Origin of the sequence: Danxiaibacter flavus (genome assembly GCF_041060425.1) — a bacterium.
Classification (GTDB): Bacteria; Bacteroidota; Bacteroidia; order Chitinophagales; family Chitinophagaceae; genus Danxiaibacter; species Danxiaibacter flavus.
Window position 1 is genome coordinate 470,103 of sequence record NZ_JAULBC010000004.1, and the last position, 25,582, is coordinate 495,684.

The following is a 25,582-nucleotide window of genomic DNA, read 5'->3' on the forward strand; positions in this document are numbered from 1 at the left end:
CATGCATACATTGCTGCTATACGTATTAAAGATGACAGTTTGCGCTGCACTTTTTCACGCATACTATTTTTTCTTTTTAAGAAATGAGCGGTTTCATTATTACAACCGGTTCTATTTATTGGCGGGATGTATATTATCGTTGTTGATTCCATTGCCCGAGTTGAACTGGTTCACCGTTGAAAGTGACAGCACCAGCACAATTGCATGGATGAACATTTTGCATCAGGCAAAAAATACCACACCAACAGAGCCTGCAGCAAGCGTTTCATGGCAATCAATAACCCTGTATATCAGCCTGTCTGTGTCTGCCATTCTATTAATCACCCTTATTTATCGTATCATAAAAATTTTTCGTCTCAAGCACCAGAACAACTACGTACGACTGGACGATTTTGACCTGATAAACACTGAGGCACGCGAAGCGCCCTTCTCATTCATGAGGAATCTGTTCTGGCGGAATGATATAGACTTAGATGATGCTGCCGGCAAACAGATCATGCAGCATGAAATAACGCACATCAGGCAAAAACACACCTGGGACAAGTTGTTTGTTGAAACGCTTTTATGTGTGTGCTGGTTTAATCCTTTCTTTTGGCTGATGCGAAAGGAACTGTGGATGATTCACGAGTTTATTGCAGACCAGGAGTCCGTAAAGGACCGGGATGCCTCGGCATTTGCCGCCATGTTACTTCAATCTCAGTTTGGCAAAAGTATTTTTGCACCGGCACAATCATTTAGTTATTCGCCTGTGAAAAGAAGACTGCTAATGCTTACTATTTCCAAACAAGCCAAATATTCATACACAAGAAAGATGATGATCCTGCCGGTGTTTGGCGCAATTGTATTGCTTTTTGCCTGTAAACTTCAACAAAAAGAACGATTGGTGAAAGACGAAGTTGCCAGGACAAATGATACACTTCAACCAGCTGCTAAAGACACATTAAACATCCGACCGTCGCTTGAGGATCTGGTCGCAAAAACAGTGACAAAATCGCAAGCGGATACACACAAAACGGCGCAAATTCAAAATAGTGCAAAGGAGAAGGCTGCTCAACAACAAAAGCTGGCGATAAAAACCAGTATCGATAAAACTTTGGCAACTACAAATAATAGAGAAATCCATGAAGCTAAAACAATACCTGGCCAAAACATGCTTTCCCAGCAAAAGGGAGCAATAATATGGGGATTTTCTGATAGTGATACAGCAAAGGTTTCAGCCGTTACAATCAAAAGCGCGCAGCAGCCGTTATTTATTATAGACGGATATGAAAAAGGGAGCGCTGATGTGGCACAACTTGATCCTGCAAATATTGAATCTCTAACGGTATTGAAAGATGAATCTGCAAGATCGCTGTATGGCAGCAAAGGCGACAATGGCATCATTATCATAAAAACGAAGAAATTATCAAACAAAGGAGAAGCGCCTTTACACATACCACAAACCAGCAACCGTGTGCTTGATGTAAAAACTTCTGCGACCAATTAATTATTGTTCGCAGAAGTTTTCAATCTTTATTTACCGCCCTTTATAAATCTGCGCGTTAAAGAGATTTTACCAATATAAACATCAACAAAGTAAACTCCGGAAGCATAATTGGCTACATCGATTGTTTGTTGCCAATTAACCGTTTGTTTATCATAGTTTTTCAGGAAGACAATCTTGCCGTTAAAATCTGTCACACGAACTGTCAGCTTACCTTTTTCATCGTTAGACAACCGCACATTTAATGTGCTTATTGCAGGAACAGGAGCAAGCACAAACATATCCGGCACTTCGGTGTGAGACATTCTATCTTTTACTTTAAAGCTAAATGTTGATGTTGCTGATTGTCCTTTATTATCTGTCACGCGCAATTCAAGTTTGTAGGATCCGGCAGCCAATCCGGATACATGGATTTCAGAGCTGGAGCTATTATACAGCGCTACCCCGGACGGAGCGTTTAACAGGCGCCAGCTATACGCCCTGATGGTACCATCAGGATCATATGAAGCACCTCCATTTAATCCTATCACAGAAAGCGGTAAAGTATATACAGAATCGCCCTCTATGATTGCTATGGGCGCAATATTTACGGTTTGCTGTTTCACAATAAAGTTGACAACAGTATCAGCAATGCTGCCGGCGTTATCTGTTACTGAGAATCTGAATTTGTAATTGCCCTCCGTAAGGTTATTTATCGTGAGCTCAGGTTTATCCAACCCTTTAGCAGAATAGCCTGATGGACCCGAAATATACAACCACTGATACGTATGTATACTTCCGTCCGGATCATAAGATGCAGAGCCATCCAGTTCTATTGAGTTGTCGGGCAACGTTATAACGGAGGGCGCCTTGACGATAGCGAAAGGCGATGCATTACCCAGTGCAGGTTTCACCACAAAACTAAAAAGAGCTGAATCGGTATTGTTCTTGTCATCTGTTACAATCAGCATGAATGAATATTCTCCATCAACAAGATCACTTATACTTATTTCAGCCTGGGTTGTCCCCTGCATTTTAAACTCCGGAGGTCCCGAAACAAATCTCCAGACATAAGACTTGATATGACCATCCGGATCATAAGAGGAAGTTCCGTCAAGATTAATAGAATTATCCGGCAACATTACTTCTGATGCTGCTTTGATGACTGCAACAGGCCCTCGGTTTGCTACCGGTGCGGCACTAACCTGCAAAGTATCAGTAGCTGTTGCAACTCCTCCCTGGTCATCCTTCACTGTTAATCTGAAAACGTACAAGCCTTCGGATAGATTACTCAAGGACCACGCAGGACTAGAATTGTCATCCGCATTAAATCGCGCCGGCCCGGAAACATATTGCCATAGATACGATTCTATTTTTCCGTCTTCATCAAATGAAGCCGAGCCATCAAGCGTTACCGTTTGCTGCGGAAGCGTAATAACGGATGGTGCCCTTATGATGGCAACAGGAAGAATATTTGCTCCTTCATTTTTAACAACAAAGTTTGTGATGGCTGTATCTTTCAACCCTATGCTGTTCCGCACAATTACACCAAACCTGTATGAACCCACCGATAATTTCTTTAACGTTAGTGTCTGGCGATCAACACTGGCAGTAAAACCCTGAGGACCGAATACGTACCGCCAATCATAGCCGGCGATACTTCCTGAACTGTCATAAGAAAAGCCGGCATCGAGTACAATTGAATCTTTCGGCAAAACAATCACTGATTCATTCTTTATAATGGCGACCGGTGGTGTTGGACGTTTAGGCCCATTCTTTACAACAAAGTTAGTTATGGCTGTATCTTTTAACCCCGTATTGTCCGTTACAATTACACCAAAACGATATGAACCGACGCTTAGGCCATCGATGGACAATGTTGGCTGACTACTATCTGAAACAGTAAAACCTTTTGGTCCAAAAACATAGCGCCATTCATAGGACTTTATCGTTCCGGTAGAATCATATGATGAGCTTGCATCCAGGGTAATATAGTTTTTAGGCAGTATAACAAGTGCCTCATTATTTATAACGGCAACCGGAGGCGTTTTTTCCTGCTGTGGATTTTTTACAGAGAACCTTGCGAAGCCTGTATCCTTTAGGCCTGCACCATTGGTTATAATTACACCAAAGCGGTAAAAACCTTCAGTGAGATTTTTAATTTCAATGACAGGTAGCCTGTCATTGACAATTGTAAAGCCCGTTGGACCGGAGATATAACGCCATTCAAAACTGCTTATCCTGCCTGCCTTATCATAAGAAGCACTGGCGTCCAATATTGTCGAATCCTTCGGTAAAAGAACGATCAGGTCATTGGTTACAACAGCTATGGGCGGCGTAGTTTCCTGGGGAGCTTCTTTCACCACAAAGCCGGAAACAGCGGTATCTTTTAAACCCAAATTGTTCGTTACAATCACGCTGAATTTATAGCTTCCCGCAACAAGATTGTCAATCATCAGAGATGGCAATTTATTGTTGCTCATGGTATATCCTGACGGACCTGAAATATATTTCCATTCATAAGTGCTGATCTTTCCTGAACTATCATAGGAGGCACTTGCATCAAGTTTAATAGAATCCTGAGGCAGAACGATCACTCCTTCATTTTTAATTATCGCAACAGGAGGTTTCCTAATTTCCGGAGCCGGCTTCACGATAAAGCTTGTTATCGCTGTGTCCTTCAGTCCCACATCATTGGCTACGATCACTCCAAACCGGTAGCTTCCGGCGGAAAGATGACTAATCATTACGGAAGACTGTTTGTTATTGCTCATCGTAAAGCCCCAGGGCCCTGAAACGTATCGCCATTCATAAGAACTGATCTTTCCGGCACTATCATAAGAACTGCTTGCATCCAGCAGTATTGAATCTTTGGGCAAAACGATCACCGCATCGTTTTTCACAACAGCAACAGGTGGCTTCTTAACCGGTGGAGCGCTTCTGACGATAAAGCTTGCAATGGCGGTATCTTTCAGGCCGGCATCATTGGTAACTGCGACACCAAACCGGTAGGATCCCGGAACCAATTCTTTAACCATAACGGAAGGCGCCTTGTTGTTCGTCAGTATAAATCCGGACGGACCTGATACATACCACCATTGAAATAAATTGATTTTCCCCGTCTTGTCGTGTGATGCGCTGGCATCCAGCAATATGGAATCTTTAGGAAGAACAACAACCGCATCATTTTTTACAACAGCCACAGGAGGCGTTCTTGTTGGTGGTGTATTTACAACCCTGAACGAAGTAATTGCGGTATCTTTTAAGCCGGCATCATTGGTTACAACAACCGCGAATTGGTACGTTCCTGCAGAGAGCTTTTCCAACGTTAAAGAAGACTGCTTTCTATTGGAAGCTGAAAATCCCTGAGGGCCTGAAATATATTGCCAATTGAAGGCAACTATTTTTCCAAAGCGGTCATACGAAGAGCTGGCGTCCAAAACAATTGAGTTATCCGGCAATTCAATTACCGGATCATTCTTAATTATTGCAACAGGTTGTACTCTCTCAATAACAGTTAACGTTTTTGTCAGGGAAGCTGAAATGCCCCGGTTATTGTAAACTGTTAACTTCACCACATATTGCCCTGCTTGCCTTACATAGAAATAAGTTTTGTCATCATTTGGATTGGTAATATTAAACCCGCCCGGTCCGGATACATATTCCCATTTATAAAACAGCCGTGACTGATCATCCGAATATGACCCTGAGCCATCCAACAGTATAGGATCTTTACGATTGAGAATTACAGTATCCGGGGCTTTGATTACAGGATGCACTTTTACATCTGAGGGTGGCGGCCGCTCGCCGCCTCTTGTATATTGCAACATCCATTCATAAACGTTCAGGCCGTTTGGACGCCAATCAGGATTAAATGTTGTGGACCATGCATCGTGCCCGGACTGTTCAAAAATATTCATAATGGGCTGAGGATCCATCGCCGGCTTATAAGAAGTGAGATAGTCGTACCAACCAAGCGTATATTTTACAGAAATTTTGCGATCGTATCTGTTATGTGTCATCCATAATGGCAGATTGGTTGAAGCCACATTCTGGCCGCCATTACCTGTAACATTCTGATTTTGAGAAGCTGTTACCATCGCTGCTACTCTCCCGGCATAAGTACGTGAACTTCCTGCGTAATACATGCACGTACCTCCGCCAAGGCTAATGCCTGTGAGATATATGCGGGATTCATCTACCCGGTATTTACGAACCATGTAATCAATGAGCTCGTCAATTTCAACAGCACTCCGGCCAATCACGGTGAGCTGAGGACAAATAACAATAAATGAAAATTTTTTACCACCAACAGTAATGGTTTCCGGAAATTTTTTTTCCTTGATTAATTTAGGTATCGCATTTTTCGGCACTTTTTTAAGGGCATGCTGCGAGCCATCGCCTACCTCATCAATTCCATGGAAGAATATAATCAGTGGATATTTTTCAGCGGAAGAATGATAACCTGCAGGTAGATATTCCCAATAACCGTTTATATGTTTTGTTACGGGTGTGGTTATGGGTGTGTTGGTCTGCGCAAATAGCATTCCGCTCCAAGCCAACAACAGCATTAGAACAATTCCGGCCTTATTAAAATGAGACGTGTACATGCAGCATTTTTTAGCATTCTGCGATCACCATTCAAAGCCTTTAGGGCTATTCCTTAATTAAGCTGCCTGAAAAATACATTGTTCTCCTGATTTTGGCGGTATATCCTTCCCGGATTCTTATATGCCTTTTTCACTAATACTTAATTAAATGGGTTTCTTTCAGAGGTTGATGCTGAGCTTTCTACTTAATAAATCTTCCTCTAAAAAACTCTTTTCCTACTATCACTTCCACAAAATAAGAACCAGTAGCAAGGTTTGCAACATTCATAATCGTTTTCCAGCTGGCAGTTGCTTTAGTCTCATTTTCTTTACGCACAACAATCCTGCCATTCATATCTACTATACGGATGCTTAGTTTACCGGTCGTGCTATCATTGAGGTATACGCCAAGGTATGAATTAGCCGGTACAGGTGCAAGCGTTAAACCTGGCTTTGTTACAATTTGCAAAGAGGGCATACCGGGGTCGCCACCACCCTGCTTTCGGAGTACCAAAAAGTTAATGCTGTCCGCAGCGGAAACACCATGGGAATTGTATACAATCAGTTTGAAAACATATGCACCTTCACTAAGATTCTGAATGGTTAAATCAGGAAGTGTAGTATCGGAAACGGAAAAACCTTGTGGACCAGAAACATATTGCCATTTGTAAGATGTGATACTGTCGCCGGAGGAATATGAATATCTTCCATCCAAAGACAGTGAATTAACCGGCAGCACAATTGTAGAACTACCAAAAATTACAGCGACCGGTGGATTTGTTTGGTAGGAGCGGGAAACGTCAAACCTGAATGTATCTTGTGCTATCTTTCCGAGATCGTTCGTCACCGTTAAGCTAATCGTATAAATGCCCGTACTAAGATTATGAAGTGTGATGGATGGGCTAAGTGAATCTACAATACTTAGTTCCGTTGGTCCGGAAATAAACTTCCACAAGTACTTACGGATATTGCCGCTCAGATCATAAGAAGACAAACCGGTAAGCCTCACGGAATCAGCAGGCAAGTTAACAAGCGTATCTCCCTGGATGATTGCAACTGGTTTCTTTTGTGCTGGCAGACTATCTGGTCTAACCAAAAAACTGAAAGTGTCAGTTGAAGATCCGCCCTGGGAATTCATGACAGTTAGCGAAATAACATACATGCCCACAACAAGACGATTGATATTTACCGATGATTTGGAAGAATCGCTTATGCCAAAGCTTTGAGGACCTGCAACATATTGCCATTTATAAGATGTAATGGCTGCAACGGTATCGAACGACGCATTGCCACTCAACACAATTGAATCCACAGGCAACGTAACAAGTGTATCGCCTTTGATAATTGCAACCGGTTTAACTGGCGGTTTTGGCGGATGCACGACAAATCTAAATGTATCGGAAGCAAAGCCTCCTCCTGAGTTTCCCACTGTTAATGTAAAGGTGTAACTACCCTCCACCAAATGATGCAGTTTTAATTGCTCATTCGTCCCGCCGCCAAATGTATAACTGAATGGCCCCGATATGTATTGCCAGTTATATGAAGTAATATTACCGACTGTGTTGAAAGATGACGTTCCGCTAAGTGTTAATGAATCAACAGGTAAAGTAATTGCTGTATCCCCTGTAATAACAGGTATTGGCTTCACAGGCGGCAGCACTTTAAAACTAAAAGTATCAGAAGCAGTTTCTTTCCGGTTATCTGTTACCGTAAGTGCAAAACTATACGAGCCTTCAACCAGACGCTGCAGATGCAGAACGGGCCCTGAGACATCTTTTACATTGTCATACGCTTTAGGTCCGGAAACCTGTTGCCATGCATACGAAACAATATATCCATCACTATCATGCGATGAAGTTCCGTTAAGACTAACCGAATCAACAGGTAAAGTGATTAACGAGTCAGCAGAGACAACTGCAACGGGCAGCATATTTCTCACCACAACCACACGTTTGTTTGTACTGAACATTGTGCCCGAACTGTTTTTAACTGTCAGTCTAAAAGTATATAAACCAGGAAGCAGATTTTGCACAGATGTTATTGGCGTTGCCTGGCTTTGAAATGATGGGTGGCCCGGGCCATTAACATATTGCCATTCATAAGAAGCTATTGGCATAATGCGCCCCCCGGTTGACGAGCTTCCGTTAAGCACAATCGAGTTGACAGGAAGATAAACTGTATCAGGTGCAGTTATACTGGGATGTAAAGAGTCAATCTGCCGCCGATACTGCAGCATCCATTCATAAATATTCAGTCCCCGGGGTCGAAATTTCGGACTAAACATATGTGACCATGCATCGTGACCGCTTGTATCAAATATATCAAGCAACGGTTGTGGCTGATAAGCTGTTTTTTTAATGCGGTCTACCCAATCAGTTGTGGTACTTGGAAGAACTACGTGGTCTCCTTTATTTACTGCAAACCAGATCGGCAATTCGGTTTGCATGAGATTTTTTAAAGGAACATCCCTTACTACCAGGTTTTGCGAAGCAGTGGCAAATGCGGCAAACCGGTTGCTTCCCATAGTAGAATCGGTGCAATAAAACATTGCAGTGCCCCCTCCATAACTGAGCCCCATGATGTACATTCTGCTTTGGTCTATGTTATAGCGCGAAACAACACTATCAACAAAATCATCAATTTCTGTCCATGTTCTCCCGGAAACAGAAAGTTGCGGGCAAATGATCACAAATTGAAAAGTGTCTTTATTTACAATGAATGAATCAGGAAATTTTTTGTATGCAATCAGCCTGGGAATATCATTTTTCAACAACTTTTTCAAATCGTAAAAATCGCCATTGCCTATTTCTCCTATTCCATGAAAGTAAAGCAGCAGCGGATATTTTTTGGGAGATGACGAATCATATCCATGCGGTAAATATTCCCAATAGCCACCGATATGCTTGGTAATGCGTGCGGTTACAGGAGTAAAAGTCTGTGCTGCTGTTCTTATGGAAAAAGCAGCTATCAATATGAGAAAAAATGGCATATGAACTTTGCTGACGTAAAGTTTCTTCATTAGACTTTATCATTTTAAAAATGATTCAGGCAAAATGCAATCGGGGACATTTTTTTCTCAATTAAATATTGGATCAGAATTTCTCAGAGGGAGGAATAAATAAGTGGAGATTGAGTATTAAAAATAACATTTCTTTTATAACATATACATTAAAATGCCGTTATTACACAAAAAATGCCGGCGTTTGGCCAGCATTTTTATATTGAAGAAATAAAATTATTTAGTACTCTATTATATTGCTATTTACAGTAAGCTGTAATTTTTTTTCAGTTGATGTTTCAACACGTCCGATTATTTTAGCCTCGATTTTAAATGATGAAGCAATTTCAATCATTTTTTCCGCAGCTTTTTCATTGGTGAAAATTTCGAGTCTGTGCCCCATGTTAAACACCTGGTACATCTCCTTGTCATCAGCTCCAGAATTTGCCTGTATAAGTTTAAACACAGGAGGAGCCTCAAACAAATTATCCTTAACAACTTTCAGAGAAGCGGGGAGATATTTCATGCATTTTGTCTGGCCACCTCCACTGCAATGGATTACGCCATCTATGTCATCAAAATAATTATCCAGCAAGGCTTTCATTAAAGGTGCATATGTACGTGTTGGGCTCAGAATTAATTTGCCAATATTAATATCAGCAAAACCCGGAACACCGGCGGCATCGGTCATCCTGTTTTTGCCAATGTAAACTACATTCTTATTTAAAGAGGGTTCGAATGTTTCAGGGAAATTATCGCCATAATATTTATTCAGCACATCATGACGAGCGCTGGTTAAGCCGTTGCTTCCAATCCCGCTGTTGTAAGCAGTTTCATACGTTGTTTGTCCGGCACTTGCGAAACCCACAATAACGTTGCCTGCTTTTATATTGTTATTGGTGATCACTTTGCTTTTGGGCCAGCGTGCCATCATGGTTCCATTTACAGCAATTGTTCTTACCACATCTCCCACATCTGCTGTTTCGCCGCCGAGATACTGAATGTTTACACCGTATTTTTTCAATTCATCAAAAAACTCCTGTGTACCGTTAATCACTTGTTCCAATACTTCACCGGGAATGATCGTTTTATTTCTATCAATAGTTGAAGAAAAAAGCAGATTATCACACACGCCCACACACAGCAGATCATCAAGGTTCATGGCCACAGCATCCTGGGCAATTCCTTTCCATACGGAAATATCGCCTGTTTCTTTCCAGTACAAATAAGCAAGAATGCTTTTGGTGCCTGCACCGTCGGCATGCATAATATTTACAAAATCATTGTCCTGCCCTATGAAATCCGGATACATCTTACAAAATGCATGTTCATATAAACCCTGGTCCAGCTTTTTAATAGCCGCATGAACTTCTTCTTTTTGTGCAGAAACACCTCGTTGTGCGTATAATGACATCTATTTTTTAGTTGAATTGGTGCAAATGTACAATTCAAATATTAATCGGCTGTAAGGTCACGGTACGGATTTACACTTACATGGCTAAAGGTTATCTAGTGACTATTGCCTACTCATATAATCAGTTATTACTATTTGTTGCAAAATTCGCTGGCATTTTTAGAAATTATTCCGCATAACCCGGTAATCAATCGTTTGCGTAAATATTAAAAATAGCTTTAAAAAAAGTTAAAACCAGATAAATTTGAAGTTGCCACTGGTACGCTAACTACTAACGAATTATGAGGTTGCTATTCCTTTCAATTCGGGTACAACGTACCGTTTTTTTAACCGCTAGATTAAAGTCAAATTATGAGAAAATTGAACCTCCACAAACACTTGTTTGTGTGGCTGATTGCATGTTTTAGCGTTTCCCTTTTACATGCCCAGCAAACTACTGTTCGGGGAAAAGTGACCAACTCAAAAGGAGAACCGGTTTCATGGGCCAATGTTATTGTCAAAGAAACTAAAAAAGGAACTTTTACCGCACAGGATGGTACTTATTCAGTCACCCTGTCGACTAACTCGTCAGATCAGACATTAGTATTTTCTTCAACGGGATTTGTTGAAAAAGAAGAGCTGATAAATGGCCGCGCTGTAATAGACGTTGTTCTGCAGGACCAAACCAATAAATTGGACGAGGTGCTGGTTGTTGCATATGGTACAGCGAAAAAATCTACTTATACCGGTTCTGCCGTTACCATTAATTCAGAAAAAATAAGTAAGATCTCCGGCTCTGGATTAGCCGAAACGTTACAGGGTATGAGCGCCGGCGTAAACGTGGTAAATAATGAAGGGAATCCTGGTGGGGACACTCGTATTCAAATACGTGGAATTGGTTCTATGAGCGCATCATCTAACCCGCTGTATGTAGTTGATGGTATGCCGTATGATGGTAAGCTGACTTCCATATCGCCCAGCGACATTGAGTCTATGACAGTTTTAAAAGATGCTGCTGCAGCTTCTTTATATGGGTCACGTGCGGCTAACGGCGTAATTGTAATCACCACTAAAAAGGGTAAAGCTGGTCAGCCCAGAATTAATTTTAGAAGTGCTTTAGGTACATCTGATCTTGCTGTAAAAAATCCTACAAAAGCCAATCCCTACCAGCAATTAACCAATACCTGGGAGGGCCTGTATAATGATCAGTTCTATAAATATGGTCAGACGGATGCGTTTGCCAGGCAATTCGCAACTGACAATGTATTGCCAAGACTATTAAAGAAAACATTTGATTCCAACGGAAAAGCCATTTATGTGTCGCCTTTTAAATACATAGACGAAGATTATGTTTTAACAACAGGTGAAATTAATCCGGATTTGAAGATGGCGTGGAACCCGTCAGACTATGATGCTTATGGCGCTGTATATAGCCGTAAACTTCGCCAGGATTATAGCATGGATGTAAGCGGTGCCAGTAAAGATGGTAAAACCAATTACTTTTTTTCAAGCTCTTATTTAGACGATAAAGGCTACGGACTTTCGCAGTATTACAAACGTTATGGCTTTCGCGCCAATATTTCTACCCAGGTAAACAACTGGCTGGAAGTTGGTGGTAATATGGCATACAGCAATTCCCGCCAAAACACGTCCGGCTTTATCCGTGCACTGGTATTTTCATCCACGATGGCTTCTCCGTGGTTAAGAAACCAGGACAATACTGATTGGGTTTATTCAGAAAAAACAGGCATCAGAATGCTTGATTACGGATCTTATATAAATAATTTCTTCGGCGCGCAACCATTGTCGGGATCTGGGGATTATTGGAATAACCCAAATGATTTTGACTTCAATAACGTTGTAGGAAGTATGCTTTCTTCACGCTTTTATGCCAGCGCAAAATTGCCGTTCGATATTAAATTCAAAACCAACATCAGCATTGATGATAACCTGTTGCAAAATATAAGTTACGGCTCAGCTGTGCACGGCGGCGATCAGCTGGCGCCTTATGGTGTTACTGTTAAAACCAACGGCGGAACTGCTTCACGTGACAATGACCGAATCACTTCCCTTACGTGGAATAACTTGTTAACGTATGACAAAAGATTCGGCAACAATTCACTAAGTGTATTGGCCGGTCAGGAATTATATTCTTACAGGGACTTATATAATTCCGCTTACGGGGAAGGCATTATGCAGTTAGGCCAGTATGAGCTTGCAGCAACCACCAAAAACTGGTCAAACACTTCTTATAGAAACGTGTATGGCCTGTTAAGCTTTTTAGGTAAAGTAGACTATGGATTTATGGATAAATACTTTGTATCCGCCAGCGTTAGAAGCGATGGCTCTTCCAAGTTTTCAAAAACAAACCGTTGGGGTAATTTCTTCTCTGCTGGTGCTTCATGGAAATTATCACAGGAAGCTTTCATGAAAAATACCAGGTGGATAGATTATATGTCACTAAGAGCCAGCTACGGTACATCCGGTAACGATAAACTCCTGAGTCCACAAGGCGACATGATGTACTATGCTTACCAGGGCACTTATGAGAATGACAACATGTACAACATGCCGGGTTTAAAACCTGCAACTGTTCCTACGCCTAATCTTAAATGGGAAAAAAATGCGCAGTTTAACGCTGCAGTAGATTTCAAATTATTCCATTTCCTGAATGGTACTGTTGAATACTATGAACGTAAATCAAAAGATCTATTATATTATCAGCGAGCTCCATTGTCCAGCCAGGTCGGTTCAGCAATCGGCTTTAATACGAACCTGGGCGATATCTCGAACCGTGGTTTTGAAATTACACTTGGAGCAACAGCTATCAATACATCTGATTTCAGATGGAGTATTGACGCCAACTGGTCTTCTTTAACCAACAAGATAACCTACCTGCCCGGAGATCCATTTCTTTACACTGAAAGAGTTGCTTCCTACAGAATGGAAAAAGGTCATTCCCGTTATGAATTCTATATGCCCAGCTCAGCAGGTGTAGATCCCCAAACAGGCAGCGCTCTTTATTGGATTACTGATGCGTCCGGCAAAAAAGTAACAACTGACAACTTCAGCAAGGTAACTGCCAATGATTATACATGGCAGGGCTCAGCACTTCCAAAAGGTTACGGATCAATTACCAACAGCTTTCAGTACAAGGGATTTGATGGTTCGTTCATGTTCTACTATTCTTATGGATCAAAAATGTTTGACTATACCTATATGGAGCGCGTAACCTTACGTGGTGGCGTTGGCGTAATACAGGATTTAGTTGGAGACAGATGGAGAAAACCAGGTGATAACGCGTTACTGCCACGATGGTCTGATGATGATTATTCAAGCACGCGCAAACCAACCAACTTCTGGATATTCAATAATGATTACATAAGATTAAGAAACCTTAGCATTGGTTATACATTCCCCAAACAATGGTTACAAAGAGCAGGCATCTCCAAATTGAGAATATATGTATCAGGCGATAACCTGCTAACTTTTGGAAGCGCCAAACAACGTTACTCTGATCCGGAAACAGGTGTTACTGGTAATAACTATAATGGCAATAGCGTAACGGATAACGGCTATCCTGGTTCAAGGAGAGTATATATGGGCGGAGTACAAATTTCGTTATAACCAATTAAAGCGAATTCAAGATGCAAAAGAATATAAGATCATTTCGATTTATAGCCATGCTTATTACAGCCATTTCTTTTACGGCTTGTACTAAAGTAATGGATACAAATTCATCAACGGCAATTTCTGATGAAATGGCGGAGGCGAGTGCCACCAATTTAAATATGGTTCTCACTTCTACATACCGGGAGTTATTTTTTAACATACAAGGCAGTGAAAATGCTGGTCCACAAAATTTACCTGGTGGCGATGGTGTTTATGCAGGCTTAACTGGTTTACAGATGTATGTTGACATTGGAGGCGCAGATATATTGAGCCATACGAACATGGGTTACAACCCCGTAACAACTTACAAATACGATCCGGTTAAAACACAGTTTACCGGTAATGCAAGCGCTATCTGGCAGTCAATGTATCTTTCAATTAACCAGGCAAATATCATACTGGATAATATTGATGCGGCTACGGGTGAAGCTGATTTTAAAGATCAAATTAAAGGACAGGCGCTCGCTATTCGTGGCTTGTGTTACTTTCACTTAATTCAAAATTACCAGCAGACCTACATGCTGGCTAAAAACAAGCCAGGTGTTATTTTGCGTACATCTTCAACACAGGACAATAGTTTGCCGCGCGCTACGGTTGAAGAATGCTATCAACAAATTCTAAGCGATTTAAAAGGAGCTAAAGAGAGCCTGGCCAAATTTACACGCAGCAACAAATGGACAATTGATAAAACAATTGTATCAGGTATTCTTGCCCGCGTTTACCTTGTAATGAATGACTGGACAAATGCATTGGCCGAAGCCACAACCGTTTATAGCCAATACAACCAGCTAATGACACGTGACCAGTTCAGAAGCGGTTTTGATGATGCCATTACCAATAACTATGCAGAAGTAGCATGGGCCGTACCATTTACCAGCACGGATAATTTAGGCGGCGAAACTCAGTTTAACTTTTGGTACAACCAGGATGCTTCTTATGGTGAAGGATATTCAGATGGGCCTATCTACAGCTTTCTTAATCTGTTCGCAGATGGTGAATTTGAACAGCTTTTTGAAAAAACAGATGACAGGTACCAGTTCTGGAAACGCACCAACAATGCAAGCGCCGAAATCAATACCAAATGGGCTTATGATAAGTATAAACATTATGGTGACGGCGGCGGTGCAGTACAAAGCAATACGCGTCCCGAGGTGACATTAATGCGCGGTGCAGAGATGTTGTTGATTATGGCAGAAGCTTCTGCACAATTAAACAATGGAAATGGGTTGACTTATTTGAACAATCTGCAAAAAGCACGCAACGTTAAAAATTTGACCAACGCCAGCGGTAAAGACCTGCTGGAAGCCATTTATGTTGAAAGACGCAAAGAGCTTTTATGTGAGGGCGTTACCGGCATATATGATTTGTTGCGCTTACAAAAACCATTGATCCGCAAATGCCAGACGCCTTCATATGTAGAAGGTCACTATACCTGGGGTGTATCGTTCCTTGATGGTTATAACGCATCTTCTGCAAACCCGGTTGGTACAATTCCTTCAAACGATTACCGCTTTATATGCCAGATTCCCCAAATGGAGTTTGCCAATAATAAAGCACTGACTGCTGCCGATCAAAACCCCTTCCAGGGACAATAATCCAGTCTTTACTAATAAAAACGCCGTTAGTTTTTGCTAACGGCGTTTTTTTATACCAAAATAAATCCTGCGTTTTCAGGAAGCCGCGCAAAATGAGGATGCTTTAAATTAAGTACTTCGTACATCGTAATTCGTACTTTTTAATGAACCCAACCGACTGGCTAAAGCTAATATTCAAATTTTCATCCACGATTGCAACAGTTTCTCTTAGTTTTGCGCCACAATTATGCAGGTACATCGCGATTTGGATCTTTTGCCTAAGTTTAAGAATGCTGTTGTCACCATCGGTACTTTCGATGGCGTGCATCTTGGCCATCAGCAAATTATAGCACAATTAAAGACTGAAGCCGCAGCCATAAAGGGCGAAACGGTGATCATCACTTTCCATCCGCATCCCCGCATGATTGTTGGAACGCATCACAATATTCACATTCTCACTACCTTAAACGAAAAAATCGCGCTTCTTGAGGCGCATGGTATCGACCATCTGGTTGTTGTTCCTTTTACAGAAGCCTTTGCCGCACAAACGCCCAAAGAATACATCCGTGACTTCCTGGTGGCAAAATTCCAACCTCATACGGTGATCATAGGCTACGACCACCGGTTTGGCAAAGGACGTAAAGGAGATTATCACCTTTTGGAGAACAATGGAAAAGTATTTGGTTTTGAAGTAAAAGAGATTCCGGAACATGTATTAAACAATGTTACCATAAGCTCCACACGCATACGCACAGCGCTGCTTCACAACGATATTACGACTGCTGACAGTTATCTCGGCTATGATTATTTTTTTGAAGGGACAGTAATAAAAGGCAACCAGTTAGGAAGAACAATCGGCTATCCTACAGCCAACCTGATGATTGAAAATGAAGAAAAACTGGTACCCGGTAATGGTGTATATGCAGTAGAAGTAACGCTGATACCCAATGACGCTGCACCCGTTTACAGATCCGGCACTATTTACCAGGCCATGATGAATATTGGCAACCGTCCGACTGTTGACGGAAAGAAACGCACAATCGAGGTAAACATTTTTGATTTCGACAAGGACATTTACGGGCAGATGCTTCGCGTCTATGTAAAAAAATATTTACGTGGCGAGGTTAAATTCAACGGACTGGATGCATTAAAAGAACAACTGGCCAAAGATAAAATACACGCGCTCGGGGAACTAAGTGGAAAATAAAGCCACAAGCGCTACGTCATAATCTTTACAATCAACTCTTTCATCAGATCAGCATCTTCCGTTCCTGCGTCGCCAATACCAATACTTCTCAGGTTATATTGATGAAGTAACAGCAATATTCTTTCAACTCCGCTGTATCCATAAGTCTGCATTGCCTGCATACCTGTTCTTGCGGCAAAGGGGTTTCTGTTGAATACAGGAATCAACGCCTGCTCGCTTTTGTTGTCCATCCCGAAAGCAGCATATACTTTACTAAAAAATCCGTAGATGGTAGGTAATATCAGCTGAATCGGCGCGGCTTTAGGGTTGGCTTTAAAGTATTGAATAATCCTGATTGCCTTAGCCATGTCTTTTTTTGCCACAGCATCCTGCAATTCAAACACATTAAACTCTTTACTAAAGCCAATGTATTCTTCAATATCATCCTCGTTTATATCTTTTCTTGCCCCAAGGTTAACGGCCAGTTTTTCTACCTCATTCTGCAAGCGGCTTAAATCGTTGCCGATATGGTCAACCAACAGAGCCAGTGCTTTCTGATTGATGGAAAGGCCGTGTTGTTGAACCATTTGGTTCGTCCAATCAGGCAACTGATTATCGTATAATTTTTTTGTTGTAAGCATTTCGCCATGCTTTTGAACCTGCTTGGCAAATTTGGTGCGGGCATCCAGCTTTTTCTCTTTATAACTTACAACGAAAACTGTTGATGGCTGCGGATTTTCAATATAAGGTTCCAGTTTTTCAATATCACGCATTTGCTGCGCTTCTTTGAGCAGAACAACCTGGCGCTCGGCAAACATCGGGTAACGGCGGCACGCATTTACCACAGAAGCCCAGTCTGCATCGCGTCCGTAAAAAACAGTAAGATTAAACCCCGCTTCGCTCTCTGATAAAATATGATGTTCGGCGTAGTCAACAACGCGGTCAATAAAATAGGACTCCTCTCCTTCCAACCAGTAAACCGGCTTAAACGATTGCTTCTTCCAATCAGCTAAAATTTTTTCCGCAGACATGCGGCAAATATAGTTGTTATGTGCGATGTAAGGTGTGAGGCATGAGGTATCAGGTGTGAGGTTTGAGGTTTGTGTCCTTACGCCTTACACCTCATGCCTCATGCCTCCACCTGACGGCTGATAGCTAATAGCTGACAGCTGGATTTGCTTTTCCTTAAAATAACACTAATTATTACATTCGGATTTTATTTTATCTATGCGCGTGCGTTTTTATTATATATTTAAAGTAAAAGGCTTTTTTAATTAACGAATGCTGACAATGACACCATACAGATTATTTGATGCGATTGAATACCAGTTGAACAAGTTTCCTAAAAGTGATATGCTGACTTCTAAAGTAAACGGAGAATGGAAACCTAACAGCACTCAACAGGTAAAAGAGATTGTGAATAGATTTAGTGCTGGTCTTCTGCGATTGGGAGTGGCTGCAAACGATTTTTCGGCAGAAAACTCAGATAAGATAGCCATTATTAGCGGCAACAGGCCGGAATGGTTACTTACAGATATGGCAGTACAGCAAACCGGGGCGATCCTTGTTCCTATTTATCCTACAACCAATCCTATTGAGCTGCAATTTATTTTGAATGATGCCTCTGTCAAATACATTTTTGTAAGCAACAAAGATCTGCTGGACAAAGTAAAAAGCATCAGTAGCGGCGTTCCCTCACTTAAAAACATCTATACTTTCGATGAAATTGATGGCTCTGATAATTATAAAACAATTCTCGATCTGGCCGATGAAACTGCTCTAAACGAGGTGGAACAAATAAAGCAAAAAATTGACTGGGAACATCTTGCAACCATCATCTACACATCGGGAACAACCGGTACGCCAAAAGGCGTTATGCTCACACACAAAAATATTGTGAGCAATGCTTTTCTGTCAAAAGAAAGCTTTCCGTTTGAAGATGCACCGCAACAAAAAATATTGAGTTTTCTTCCACTGAATCACATTTTTGAAAAGATGGTAAGCTATATCTACATCTTTAGCGGTATAAGCATTTACTACGCAGAAGGAATGGAAACGATAGCGGAAAATCTCAAGGAAATTAAACCGGACGGGTTCTGCACTGTTCCAAGATTGCTTGAAAAAGTTTTTGAAAAAGTAATGGAAAAGGGCCGCGAATTAACTGGCATTAAGAAAAAGCTATTCTTCTGGTCGGTAAGGCTGGGAGAAAAATATGATAACAATATCGACGGCGGCTTTTGGTATAACGTTCAGTTGCAACTGGCTAACAAAATTGTTTTTAGCAAGTGGCGGGAAGCACTGGGGGGTAATATCAGCTTTATTGTAACCGGAGGCGCAGCCTGCCAGGAAAAATTATTACGCATATTTAATGCAGCGCAAATACCTGTGTACGAAGGCTATGGACCTACTGAAAACAGTCCGGTTATAAGCGTAAACCGCAAGCTGCCAGCCGGGAACACTATGTACGGCACTACGGGACCTCCAATTGATGGCATTGAAGTTAGACTTGCCGAAGATGGCGAGATTTGCGTAAAGGGCCCTTCCGTAATGAAGGGTTATTATAAACGCCCTGATCTTACTGAAGAAGTGTTAATAGACGGGTGGTTACATACCGGGGACATTGGCGTTTGGGTAAACAATAAATTCCTGAAAATCACCGACAGAAAAAAAGAGTTGTTCAAAACCAGCGGAGGAAAATATGTAGCTCCGCAACCAGTAGAAAACAAGCTAAAAGAAAGCCCGTATATTGAACAGGTTATCGTAGTAGGTGCAGAGAAGAAGTTTGTAGGTGCACTGATTGTCCCTTCGTTTTCTATGATAAAAAAATGGTATGTAGAAAATAGCCTCCCTTATACCAGCAACGAAGACGCGATTAAAAACCCAAAAGTAATTCAGTTATTTAGAGACATTGTTAACAGTTACAATGGCTTTTTCAACCATGTAGAACAAGTTAAGAAATTTGAATTGCTACCAAAAGAATGGGGCATTGACACCGGGGAAATGACGCCTAAACTGAGCATCAAACGCAAAGTAATAATGGAAAAGTTCAGGAATGAAATCGATAAAATTTATTCCTGAACCGGCAGTCTAAAATAAATGAAATGCGCGCCTTAAACTCATGCGACTTTTGTAATAAAAGCCTATGCCGGGAATTACCTTAAGCATAGGTAATAATTTATTGTAGAAGGATGGTTTCGGCTCCCGTTCAACAAGCGGAGAATAGTGAAGCTTTGTAATGGTAAACTTTATACACATTGAATCAAAGCATTTAATTTCCGCCACTCCTTCTGCAATAATATTATAGGATTCACCTTTTTTATAAAAAAATAGTTCTCCCGCAAAAAAGTCGTAGTCAATATCAGTAACTGGTAAACGGTCAAGATTGAACCATATTACCTTATCCTTTTCAATAGAAAAAGGTTCAACTATACTTACAGGCAATTTTGCATGTAAGCCGCTGCAATTGTAAAACATTGCCTTCTGCAACCGCAGGATTTTTTCAGATAGATAGATGTTGGGCGGGGTCGTCTCCATATAAAAAGTATTTAATTCTGGCTTCGTCGGCTCCACAGGACGAACAAAATCTTTCACAGGAGGGGCGTGTTATAAATATAAGACAATTAAGACAGATTTTTGTTGCATGGGTTCTGAAAAATTATTCACAACATAAATGCCAGTCCGTTAAAAAAGATAACACGGATAATCAGCAGAAACCCTTATATTTTATATAAGCAACCACATTTTTTAAAATGCAGTCCCAATCGCTTGTTTTGAGACTCAAAGGTTGTTTAGCCGGGGTAAATAAATACAGCGAAAAATCACAGTACTTCATAAAATTTTTCACAAAGCACACTATCTTCTCCAACAAATCGTGTTATAGTTTGTCCGTCCGGGAGTTACGCATTTTTATTAATAATTTTCCATTCACTACTTTTATGCAAACTGTACTATGCATATTTTAATTATTGAAGATGATCAGCGTGTGGCAGATTTGATTAAACGCGGACTGGACGAACAAGGTTATTCGACCACTGTGGCATATGATGGTGAAATGGGCAGGAAACTTGCGCTAAATAACGATTACGATCTCATTATAACAGATATCATTCTTCCCAAAATAAACGGCATTGATTTGTGCAAGGAAATAAGACAGGCGCTGCCGGATATTCCTATTATCATGCTTACTGCATTGGGAACTACTGATGACAAGATAGAAGGGTTTGATGCCGGAGCAAATGACTACCTGGTAAAACCGTTTGATTTTCGTGAATTGCATGTACGTATAAGAGAATTACTCAAGCGAAAAGGTAGCCAGGCACAGGGAAAAGGTTTTGTATTGAAAGTTGCCGACCTGGAAATGAACATTCAAACAAAAACGGTAAAACGTGGTAACACACCAATAGACCTGACCCCAAAAGAATTTCGCCTGCTTGAATATATGATGCAAAACAGCGGGCGCGTACTTTCACGCGTTGAAATTGCAGAGCAGGTTTGGGAAACAACTTTCGATACGGGAACCAACTTTATAGATGTATATATTAATTATCTGAGGAAAAAAATTGATAAAGATTTTGATGATAAATTGATCCATACAAAAACGGGCATGGGATTTATTTTTCAAAGCAGCAAGCAAATGACATAGTCAGGAAACACCTGGCATTGCTATATTTCCAAAGTAATGAATTCTATTAATGAACGCCAACACCGGCAATGAAAATAAGAAATAAACTTACACTACTCTTTACCGCAATGATTGCGGCACTCATGATTGCATTCGCATTATTTGTTTACTACACTTATGACCAATACAGAAAAGACGAATATTACAGGCGTATTCATCAGCAGGCCATTACAAAAGCAAACTTATTGTTTGATACAAAAGTTGACTCATCCACATTACAGGTAATTTACAAAAGCTCAAATGACGTTTTGTTCCAGGATGAGATGGCGATTTATGATACTGACTTTAACCTCATTTATCACGATGCTGCGGAGATTGATAAGGTAAAGGAAACGCGTTCTATGATTGATGAAATCCTCAAAAAAAAAGAAATAATGTTTGAGGCTAATAACCTTCAAATAGTTGGCTTTTTATATACACACGGAGGAAAGAATTATATTATTACAGCCGCAGCCAAAGACAAGCCGGGACTGGCAAAACTTGCAAACCTGAGATTCACCTTGATAACAGCTTTGATATCTGCCATTGTGATCATTTTTATTGCAGGCAGATTTTTTTCAAAGCAGGCACTACAACCCGTGTCGAACCTTGTTGACAATGTTAACGAGATAACGGTCACCAACCTTGACCTGCGTGTTAATGAAGGCAATGGCAAAGACGAAATTGCCGAACTGGCTGTTACCTTTAACCAAATGCTTAACAGGCTTGAAAGATCTTTTAATGCACAAAAAGATTTTGTGTCCAACATATCGCACGAATTGAGAACGCCATTGGCCGCAATGATAGGAGAGCTTGATCTTGCTGCAGCAAAAGACAGAAGCGAAGAGGAATACAAGCATGTGATCAATCTGCTAAGAAACGATGCGCAAAAACTTGTGCGATTGATAAATGGGCTTCTAAACCTCGCCAAGGCAAATTATGATGAAATAAATATTACGTTGAGAGATGTGCGTCTTGACGAAATTCTGCTTGATGCACGGCACGATATCATTACTTCAAATAAAGATTACAAAATAAACCTTTCCTTTGAAAAGGAAATAGAGAACGATGACTTCATCTCTATCCATGGCAATGAATACTTACTAAAAGTTGCCTTTATGAACCTAATGGAAAACGGGTGCAAATTTTCCGGAGACAAATCCTGCAATGTTATCATCAACTATTATAAAGACAAAACTGTAGTCCGTATTTCAGACAACGGAATAGGCATTGCCGAAGAAGATATTTCGAAAATATTCACTCCTTTCTATCGTGGCAAAAACAAAAAATATGCAGAAGGCTATGGCATCGGCATGTCCCTTTGCAACAGGATCATCCATTTACATAAGGGAGAGATCTACGTGAGCTCTGAAGTGAATAAGGGTACGACGTTTACGATTGAGTTGCCGCATGTGTGATGTCGAGTTGTAGGTTATAAGTTGTACGTTGTACGTCTATGGTAGCGAAGGTATGGTCGCGGCCCCTCACGAAGATTCATCCAAATACATTTAACTGACAATCGTGATGATCTAAAATGGTCTTAAACGTACAACGTATAACCTACAACTTCTCACTTCTCTAATAACTTTCTAATAACATTCTAAAACATTTCTAACGGCTCTCCCAGGCATATCAAAGTACTTTTGTTATTGTTTTAATGCTCGTGCGACTTATATGCAGAATTAAACAATTAAGCAATGCAGATTAAAATACTTTTTACCCTTATTGCCGGCATTTGCGTCAATACAATGTATGCGCAAACAAGCTACAGCCTGCAAAAAGCCCTGCAAACGGCAAGGGAAAACAATCCAACATTAAAATCAGCGGAATTAAATATCAACATAGCACAGAGTGATGTTATTACTGCGAAGCTTCGTCCCAACCCGGTACTTAATAATCAGTCGCTGCAACTTGTTAACTCCTCTAAGTTCCCTGCTGACACCAAATGGTACAATGGCGAGAACCGACAGATCTGGTGGCAGCTAACCAAGCCATTTCAGTTACCTCCTGTCCGCAAAAACAAAATTGAAGTTGCCAACCAAAGTGTAAAACTTTCCGAAAAACTATTCACCGAAACCCAAAGAAACCTGTTCCAGGACGTTGCATTAAAGTGGCTTGATGTGTGGACCGCACGTAAGCAGTGGGATATGATCATCATTGCCAAAGCCAATGTGGACAGCCTTGTTAGCACCAACCAATTGCGCCTTAAAAACCAGGTAATTTCCGAAACAGAGTTAATGAGAACGCAGCTTTTAGCCAATCAATATGAGTTGCAAATAAAAAATGCTGAGCAAAACTATAAGAATGAGCTGGCTAATTTGAAGCTGATCATGGGCGTGCAGGAAGATATAGGTGTGGATACTTCCATCAAGTTTATAACAAGTATACCTGAAGATGCCGATAGTCTTCTGCAGCAGGCACTTGCCAACAGAAGTGATGTACAATCATTGAAGTCAACAATTGATGTCGCAAATGCCAACATTAAATTACAAAAATCGCTTGCTACACCTGTGCCGGAACTTGGTGTGATCTATAACCCCCAAAACACCATTCCATACGTCGGATTTTTCGGGACAATTGAAATTCCGATTTTCAGCCGTAACCAGGGAGAAAGAAAAAAATCAGGCATTATTAAAGATCAGGCACAGCAGAATCTCGCATTGCTGCAAAAGCAGATCAACACTGAGCTGGGCACCTCCTACAGCAGTTATGTGTTGCAAAAGATGAACCTGGAAAAATTCAAGGCAATTCAACAAAAAGCTGAACAAATTTTATCCAACGTTAAATACGCTTACCTGCATGGAGGCACAACAATCGTCGATTTTCTTGAAGCACAAAGGTCATGGCTGGACACACAACACGACTATTATAATAACATGCAGCAGTTTAGAGAAAGCTATATAAAACTTCTGTATGCAACCGGATTGATTAACCAGTTAGCGCAATAACATCAACCAACTACGAATAAAAAATAAACGCATGAAACGTATTCTTTTATACAGTTGTTCACTTATCGTCATACTTTCTTCTTGCAGCAGCAAAGAGCAAAAACCTGTGGCGATAGAAAATACTACTCCGAAAGTTTCTGCGGACGGATCAAGTATTGCTTTCCCAACGGCATCGCAGGCAGATTTTTTTGCAACAGAAACCATTGGCAGCTCTTCTCTTACGTCCGGAATGATAGCGCCGGCAAAGGTATCAGCAACTGTAACAACATCACAGGAAGGCGCAGCGCAAAACATTGTGCTGTTTGAAAATCCGGACCTGTCAACTTCATATACAGCATTGCTGCAAAGCCTTGTAAGCATTCAGCAAAAGAACGCGGTTATTCAGCAAAAGAAAGCCATCATAGAAAAGAAAAAAATTGAAGTGGATCGTTTTAAAGATCTGGCTGCACATGGCGCGGGAACCGGTAAGGACGTTGCAGATGCACAAGTTGATCTGATGAGTGCAGAAACGGATCTTACCGTAACACAAAGCGAAATTGTTAACGCAAAAACAGCGATTACTGAATACGAATCAAAACTGAAAACGGGTGGCTTCAATCCGCTTGAATTGCGCAGAGCAGCTCCCGGCACCGCATACATCGTTTGTGACATTCCCGAAAGTGAGTTAAGCAGGATTAAAGAAGGAAGTGAATGTTCTATTGTATTTACCTCATTCCCGAACGAAAAATTTACAGGAAAGATTGATGATATAGCAGACATGATTGATGCAACCACACGCATGGTAAAGCTGCGCATTATATTAAATAATGCAACCGGTAAATTTAAAGCCGGCATGTTCGCAACTGTTTATTTCGGTATTAGTGAAGGCACGCAGATAAGTGTAAGTAAAAACTCTCTTGTTACAGTGCAGGCAAAGAATTATGTGTTTGTAAAGAAATCTCCAACAGAATTTATTAGGAAGGAAGTAAATGCGGGATCCCAGGTGGGCGAAAGGTTCATCGTTTACAATGGTGTTCAGAACGGTGATAGCGTTGCGATAAAAGGTGTTATGCAATTGAAAGGATTAAGCTTCGGTTATTAATACATAACAGCGGCAAAAA

The 25,582-nt window shown here is 41.0% G+C and carries 14 protein-coding genes; 9 read left to right on the forward strand and 5 right to left on the reverse strand.

Going from position 1 to position 25,582, the window contains the following annotated elements; all coding sequences use genetic code 11:
- Position 1 precedes the first annotated feature (1 nt).
- Positions 2-1,486 (forward strand): M56 family metallopeptidase, encoded by a 1,485-nt coding sequence (locus QTN47_RS14650; protein ID WP_369330136.1) that lies wholly within the window; start codon positions 2-4, stop codon positions 1,484-1,486.
- 26 nt (positions 1,487-1,512) lie between these two features.
- Here QTN47_RS14650 and QTN47_RS14655 read toward each other — a convergent pair whose 3' ends face one another.
- The 3 genes from QTN47_RS14655 to QTN47_RS14665 form a co-directional block, all read right to left on the reverse strand.
- Positions 1,513-6,072, reverse strand: coding sequence for a PKD domain-containing protein (locus QTN47_RS14655; protein WP_369330137.1), 4,560 nt, complete (start codon positions 6,070-6,072; stop codon positions 1,513-1,515).
- A gap of 181 nt (positions 6,073-6,253) precedes the next feature.
- Positions 6,254-9,070: a PKD domain-containing protein gene (locus QTN47_RS14660; RefSeq protein WP_369330138.1), complete on the reverse strand. Its 2,817-nt coding sequence runs from the start codon at positions 9,068-9,070 to the stop codon at positions 6,254-6,256.
- A 220-nt stretch (positions 9,071-9,290) separates the two neighbouring features.
- Complete coding sequence (locus tag QTN47_RS14665) at positions 9,291-10,463, reverse strand: AIR synthase related protein (RefSeq protein ID WP_369330139.1); 1,173 nt, start codon at positions 10,461-10,463, stop codon at positions 9,291-9,293.
- 351 nt (positions 10,464-10,814) lie between these two features.
- Between QTN47_RS14665 and QTN47_RS14670 the strand changes: the two genes are divergently transcribed.
- The 3 genes from QTN47_RS14670 to QTN47_RS14680 all read left to right on the forward strand — a co-directional run bounded on the left by QTN47_RS14670 (position 10,815) and on the right by QTN47_RS14680 (position 16,895).
- Positions 10,815-14,069 carry a SusC/RagA family TonB-linked outer membrane protein gene (locus tag QTN47_RS14670; protein WP_369330140.1) on the forward strand — a complete coding sequence of 1,085 codons (3,255 nt, stop codon included), beginning with the start codon at positions 10,815-10,817 and terminating at the stop codon, positions 14,067-14,069.
- 20 nt (positions 14,070-14,089) lie between these two features.
- Positions 14,090-15,709: a RagB/SusD family nutrient uptake outer membrane protein gene (locus tag QTN47_RS14675; protein ID WP_369330141.1), complete on the forward strand. Its 1,620-nt coding sequence runs from the start codon at positions 14,090-14,092 to the stop codon at positions 15,707-15,709.
- 226 nt (positions 15,710-15,935) lie between these two features.
- Positions 15,936-16,895: a bifunctional riboflavin kinase/FAD synthetase gene (locus QTN47_RS14680; RefSeq protein WP_369330142.1), complete on the forward strand. Its 960-nt coding sequence runs from the start codon at positions 15,936-15,938 to the stop codon at positions 16,893-16,895.
- Positions 16,896-16,906: 11 nt separating this feature from the next.
- Here the strand turns inward: QTN47_RS14680 and holA are convergent, their stop codons facing one another.
- The gene (holA, locus tag QTN47_RS14685) at positions 16,907-17,905 is read right to left on the reverse strand and encodes a DNA polymerase III subunit delta (protein WP_369330143.1); all 999 of its coding nucleotides are present in this window, start codon (positions 17,903-17,905) and stop codon (positions 16,907-16,909) included.
- A gap of 259 nt (positions 17,906-18,164) precedes the next feature.
- Here holA and QTN47_RS14690 point away from each other — a divergent pair, with 259 nt between their 5' ends.
- Positions 18,165-19,952, forward strand: coding sequence for an AMP-dependent synthetase/ligase (locus tag QTN47_RS14690; RefSeq protein WP_369330144.1), 1,788 nt, complete (start codon positions 18,165-18,167; stop codon positions 19,950-19,952).
- A gap of 9 nt (positions 19,953-19,961) precedes the next feature.
- Here QTN47_RS14690 and QTN47_RS14695 read toward each other — a convergent pair whose 3' ends face one another.
- Positions 19,962-20,408: a hypothetical protein gene (locus QTN47_RS14695; protein WP_369330145.1), complete on the reverse strand. Its 447-nt coding sequence runs from the start codon at positions 20,406-20,408 to the stop codon at positions 19,962-19,964.
- 415 nt (positions 20,409-20,823) lie between these two features.
- Here QTN47_RS14695 and QTN47_RS14700 point away from each other — a divergent pair, with 415 nt between their 5' ends.
- From QTN47_RS14700 to QTN47_RS14715, 4 genes are all read left to right on the forward strand, one after another.
- Positions 20,824-21,516 (forward strand): response regulator transcription factor, encoded by a 693-nt coding sequence (locus QTN47_RS14700; RefSeq protein ID WP_369330146.1) that lies wholly within the window; start codon positions 20,824-20,826, stop codon positions 21,514-21,516.
- A 68-nt stretch (positions 21,517-21,584) separates the two neighbouring features.
- A complete protein-coding gene (locus tag QTN47_RS14705; protein WP_369330147.1) occupies positions 21,585-22,952 on the forward strand; it encodes a sensor histidine kinase in 1,368 nt (455 codons plus the stop codon).
- Positions 22,953-23,231: 279 nt separating this feature from the next.
- Positions 23,232-24,482 (forward strand): TolC family protein, encoded by a 1,251-nt coding sequence (locus QTN47_RS14710; protein ID WP_369330148.1) that lies wholly within the window; start codon positions 23,232-23,234, stop codon positions 24,480-24,482.
- A gap of 31 nt (positions 24,483-24,513) precedes the next feature.
- Positions 24,514-25,563: an RND family efflux transporter gene (locus tag QTN47_RS14715; RefSeq protein ID WP_369330149.1), complete on the forward strand. Its 1,050-nt coding sequence runs from the start codon at positions 24,514-24,516 to the stop codon at positions 25,561-25,563.
- Positions 25,564-25,582: the final 19 nt, after the last annotated feature.

What these genes read in the sequence shown, in the direction of transcription:
- QTN47_RS14650 (WP_369330136.1), top strand. Translation starts at nt 2, where the DNA reads ATGCATACATTGCTGCTATACGTATTAAAGATGACAGTTTGCGCTGCA.
- QTN47_RS14655 (WP_369330137.1), bottom strand. Translation starts at nt 6,072, where the DNA reads ATGTACACGTCTCATTTTAATAAGGCCGGAATTGTTCTAATGCTGTTG.
- QTN47_RS14660 (WP_369330138.1), bottom strand. Translation starts at nt 9,070, where the DNA reads ATGAAGAAACTTTACGTCAGCAAAGTTCATATGCCATTTTTTCTCATA.
- QTN47_RS14665 (WP_369330139.1), bottom strand. Translation starts at nt 10,463, where the DNA reads ATGTCATTATACGCACAACGAGGTGTTTCTGCACAAAAAGAAGAAGTT.
- QTN47_RS14670 (WP_369330140.1), top strand. Translation starts at nt 10,815, where the DNA reads ATGAGAAAATTGAACCTCCACAAACACTTGTTTGTGTGGCTGATTGCA.
- QTN47_RS14675 (WP_369330141.1), top strand. Translation starts at nt 14,090, where the DNA reads ATGCAAAAGAATATAAGATCATTTCGATTTATAGCCATGCTTATTACA.
- QTN47_RS14680 (WP_369330142.1), top strand. Translation starts at nt 15,936, where the DNA reads ATGCAGGTACATCGCGATTTGGATCTTTTGCCTAAGTTTAAGAATGCT.
- holA (WP_369330143.1), bottom strand. Translation starts at nt 17,905, where the DNA reads ATGTCTGCGGAAAAAATTTTAGCTGATTGGAAGAAGCAATCGTTTAAG.
- QTN47_RS14690 (WP_369330144.1), top strand. Translation starts at nt 18,165, where the DNA reads ATGACACCATACAGATTATTTGATGCGATTGAATACCAGTTGAACAAG.
- QTN47_RS14695 (WP_369330145.1), bottom strand. Translation starts at nt 20,408, where the DNA reads ATGGAGACGACCCCGCCCAACATCTATCTATCTGAAAAAATCCTGCGG.
- QTN47_RS14700 (WP_369330146.1), top strand. Translation starts at nt 20,824, where the DNA reads ATGCATATTTTAATTATTGAAGATGATCAGCGTGTGGCAGATTTGATT.
- QTN47_RS14705 (WP_369330147.1), top strand. Translation starts at nt 21,585, where the DNA reads ATGAAAATAAGAAATAAACTTACACTACTCTTTACCGCAATGATTGCG.
- QTN47_RS14710 (WP_369330148.1), top strand. Translation starts at nt 23,232, where the DNA reads ATGCAGATTAAAATACTTTTTACCCTTATTGCCGGCATTTGCGTCAAT.
- QTN47_RS14715 (WP_369330149.1), top strand. Translation starts at nt 24,514, where the DNA reads ATGAAACGTATTCTTTTATACAGTTGTTCACTTATCGTCATACTTTCT.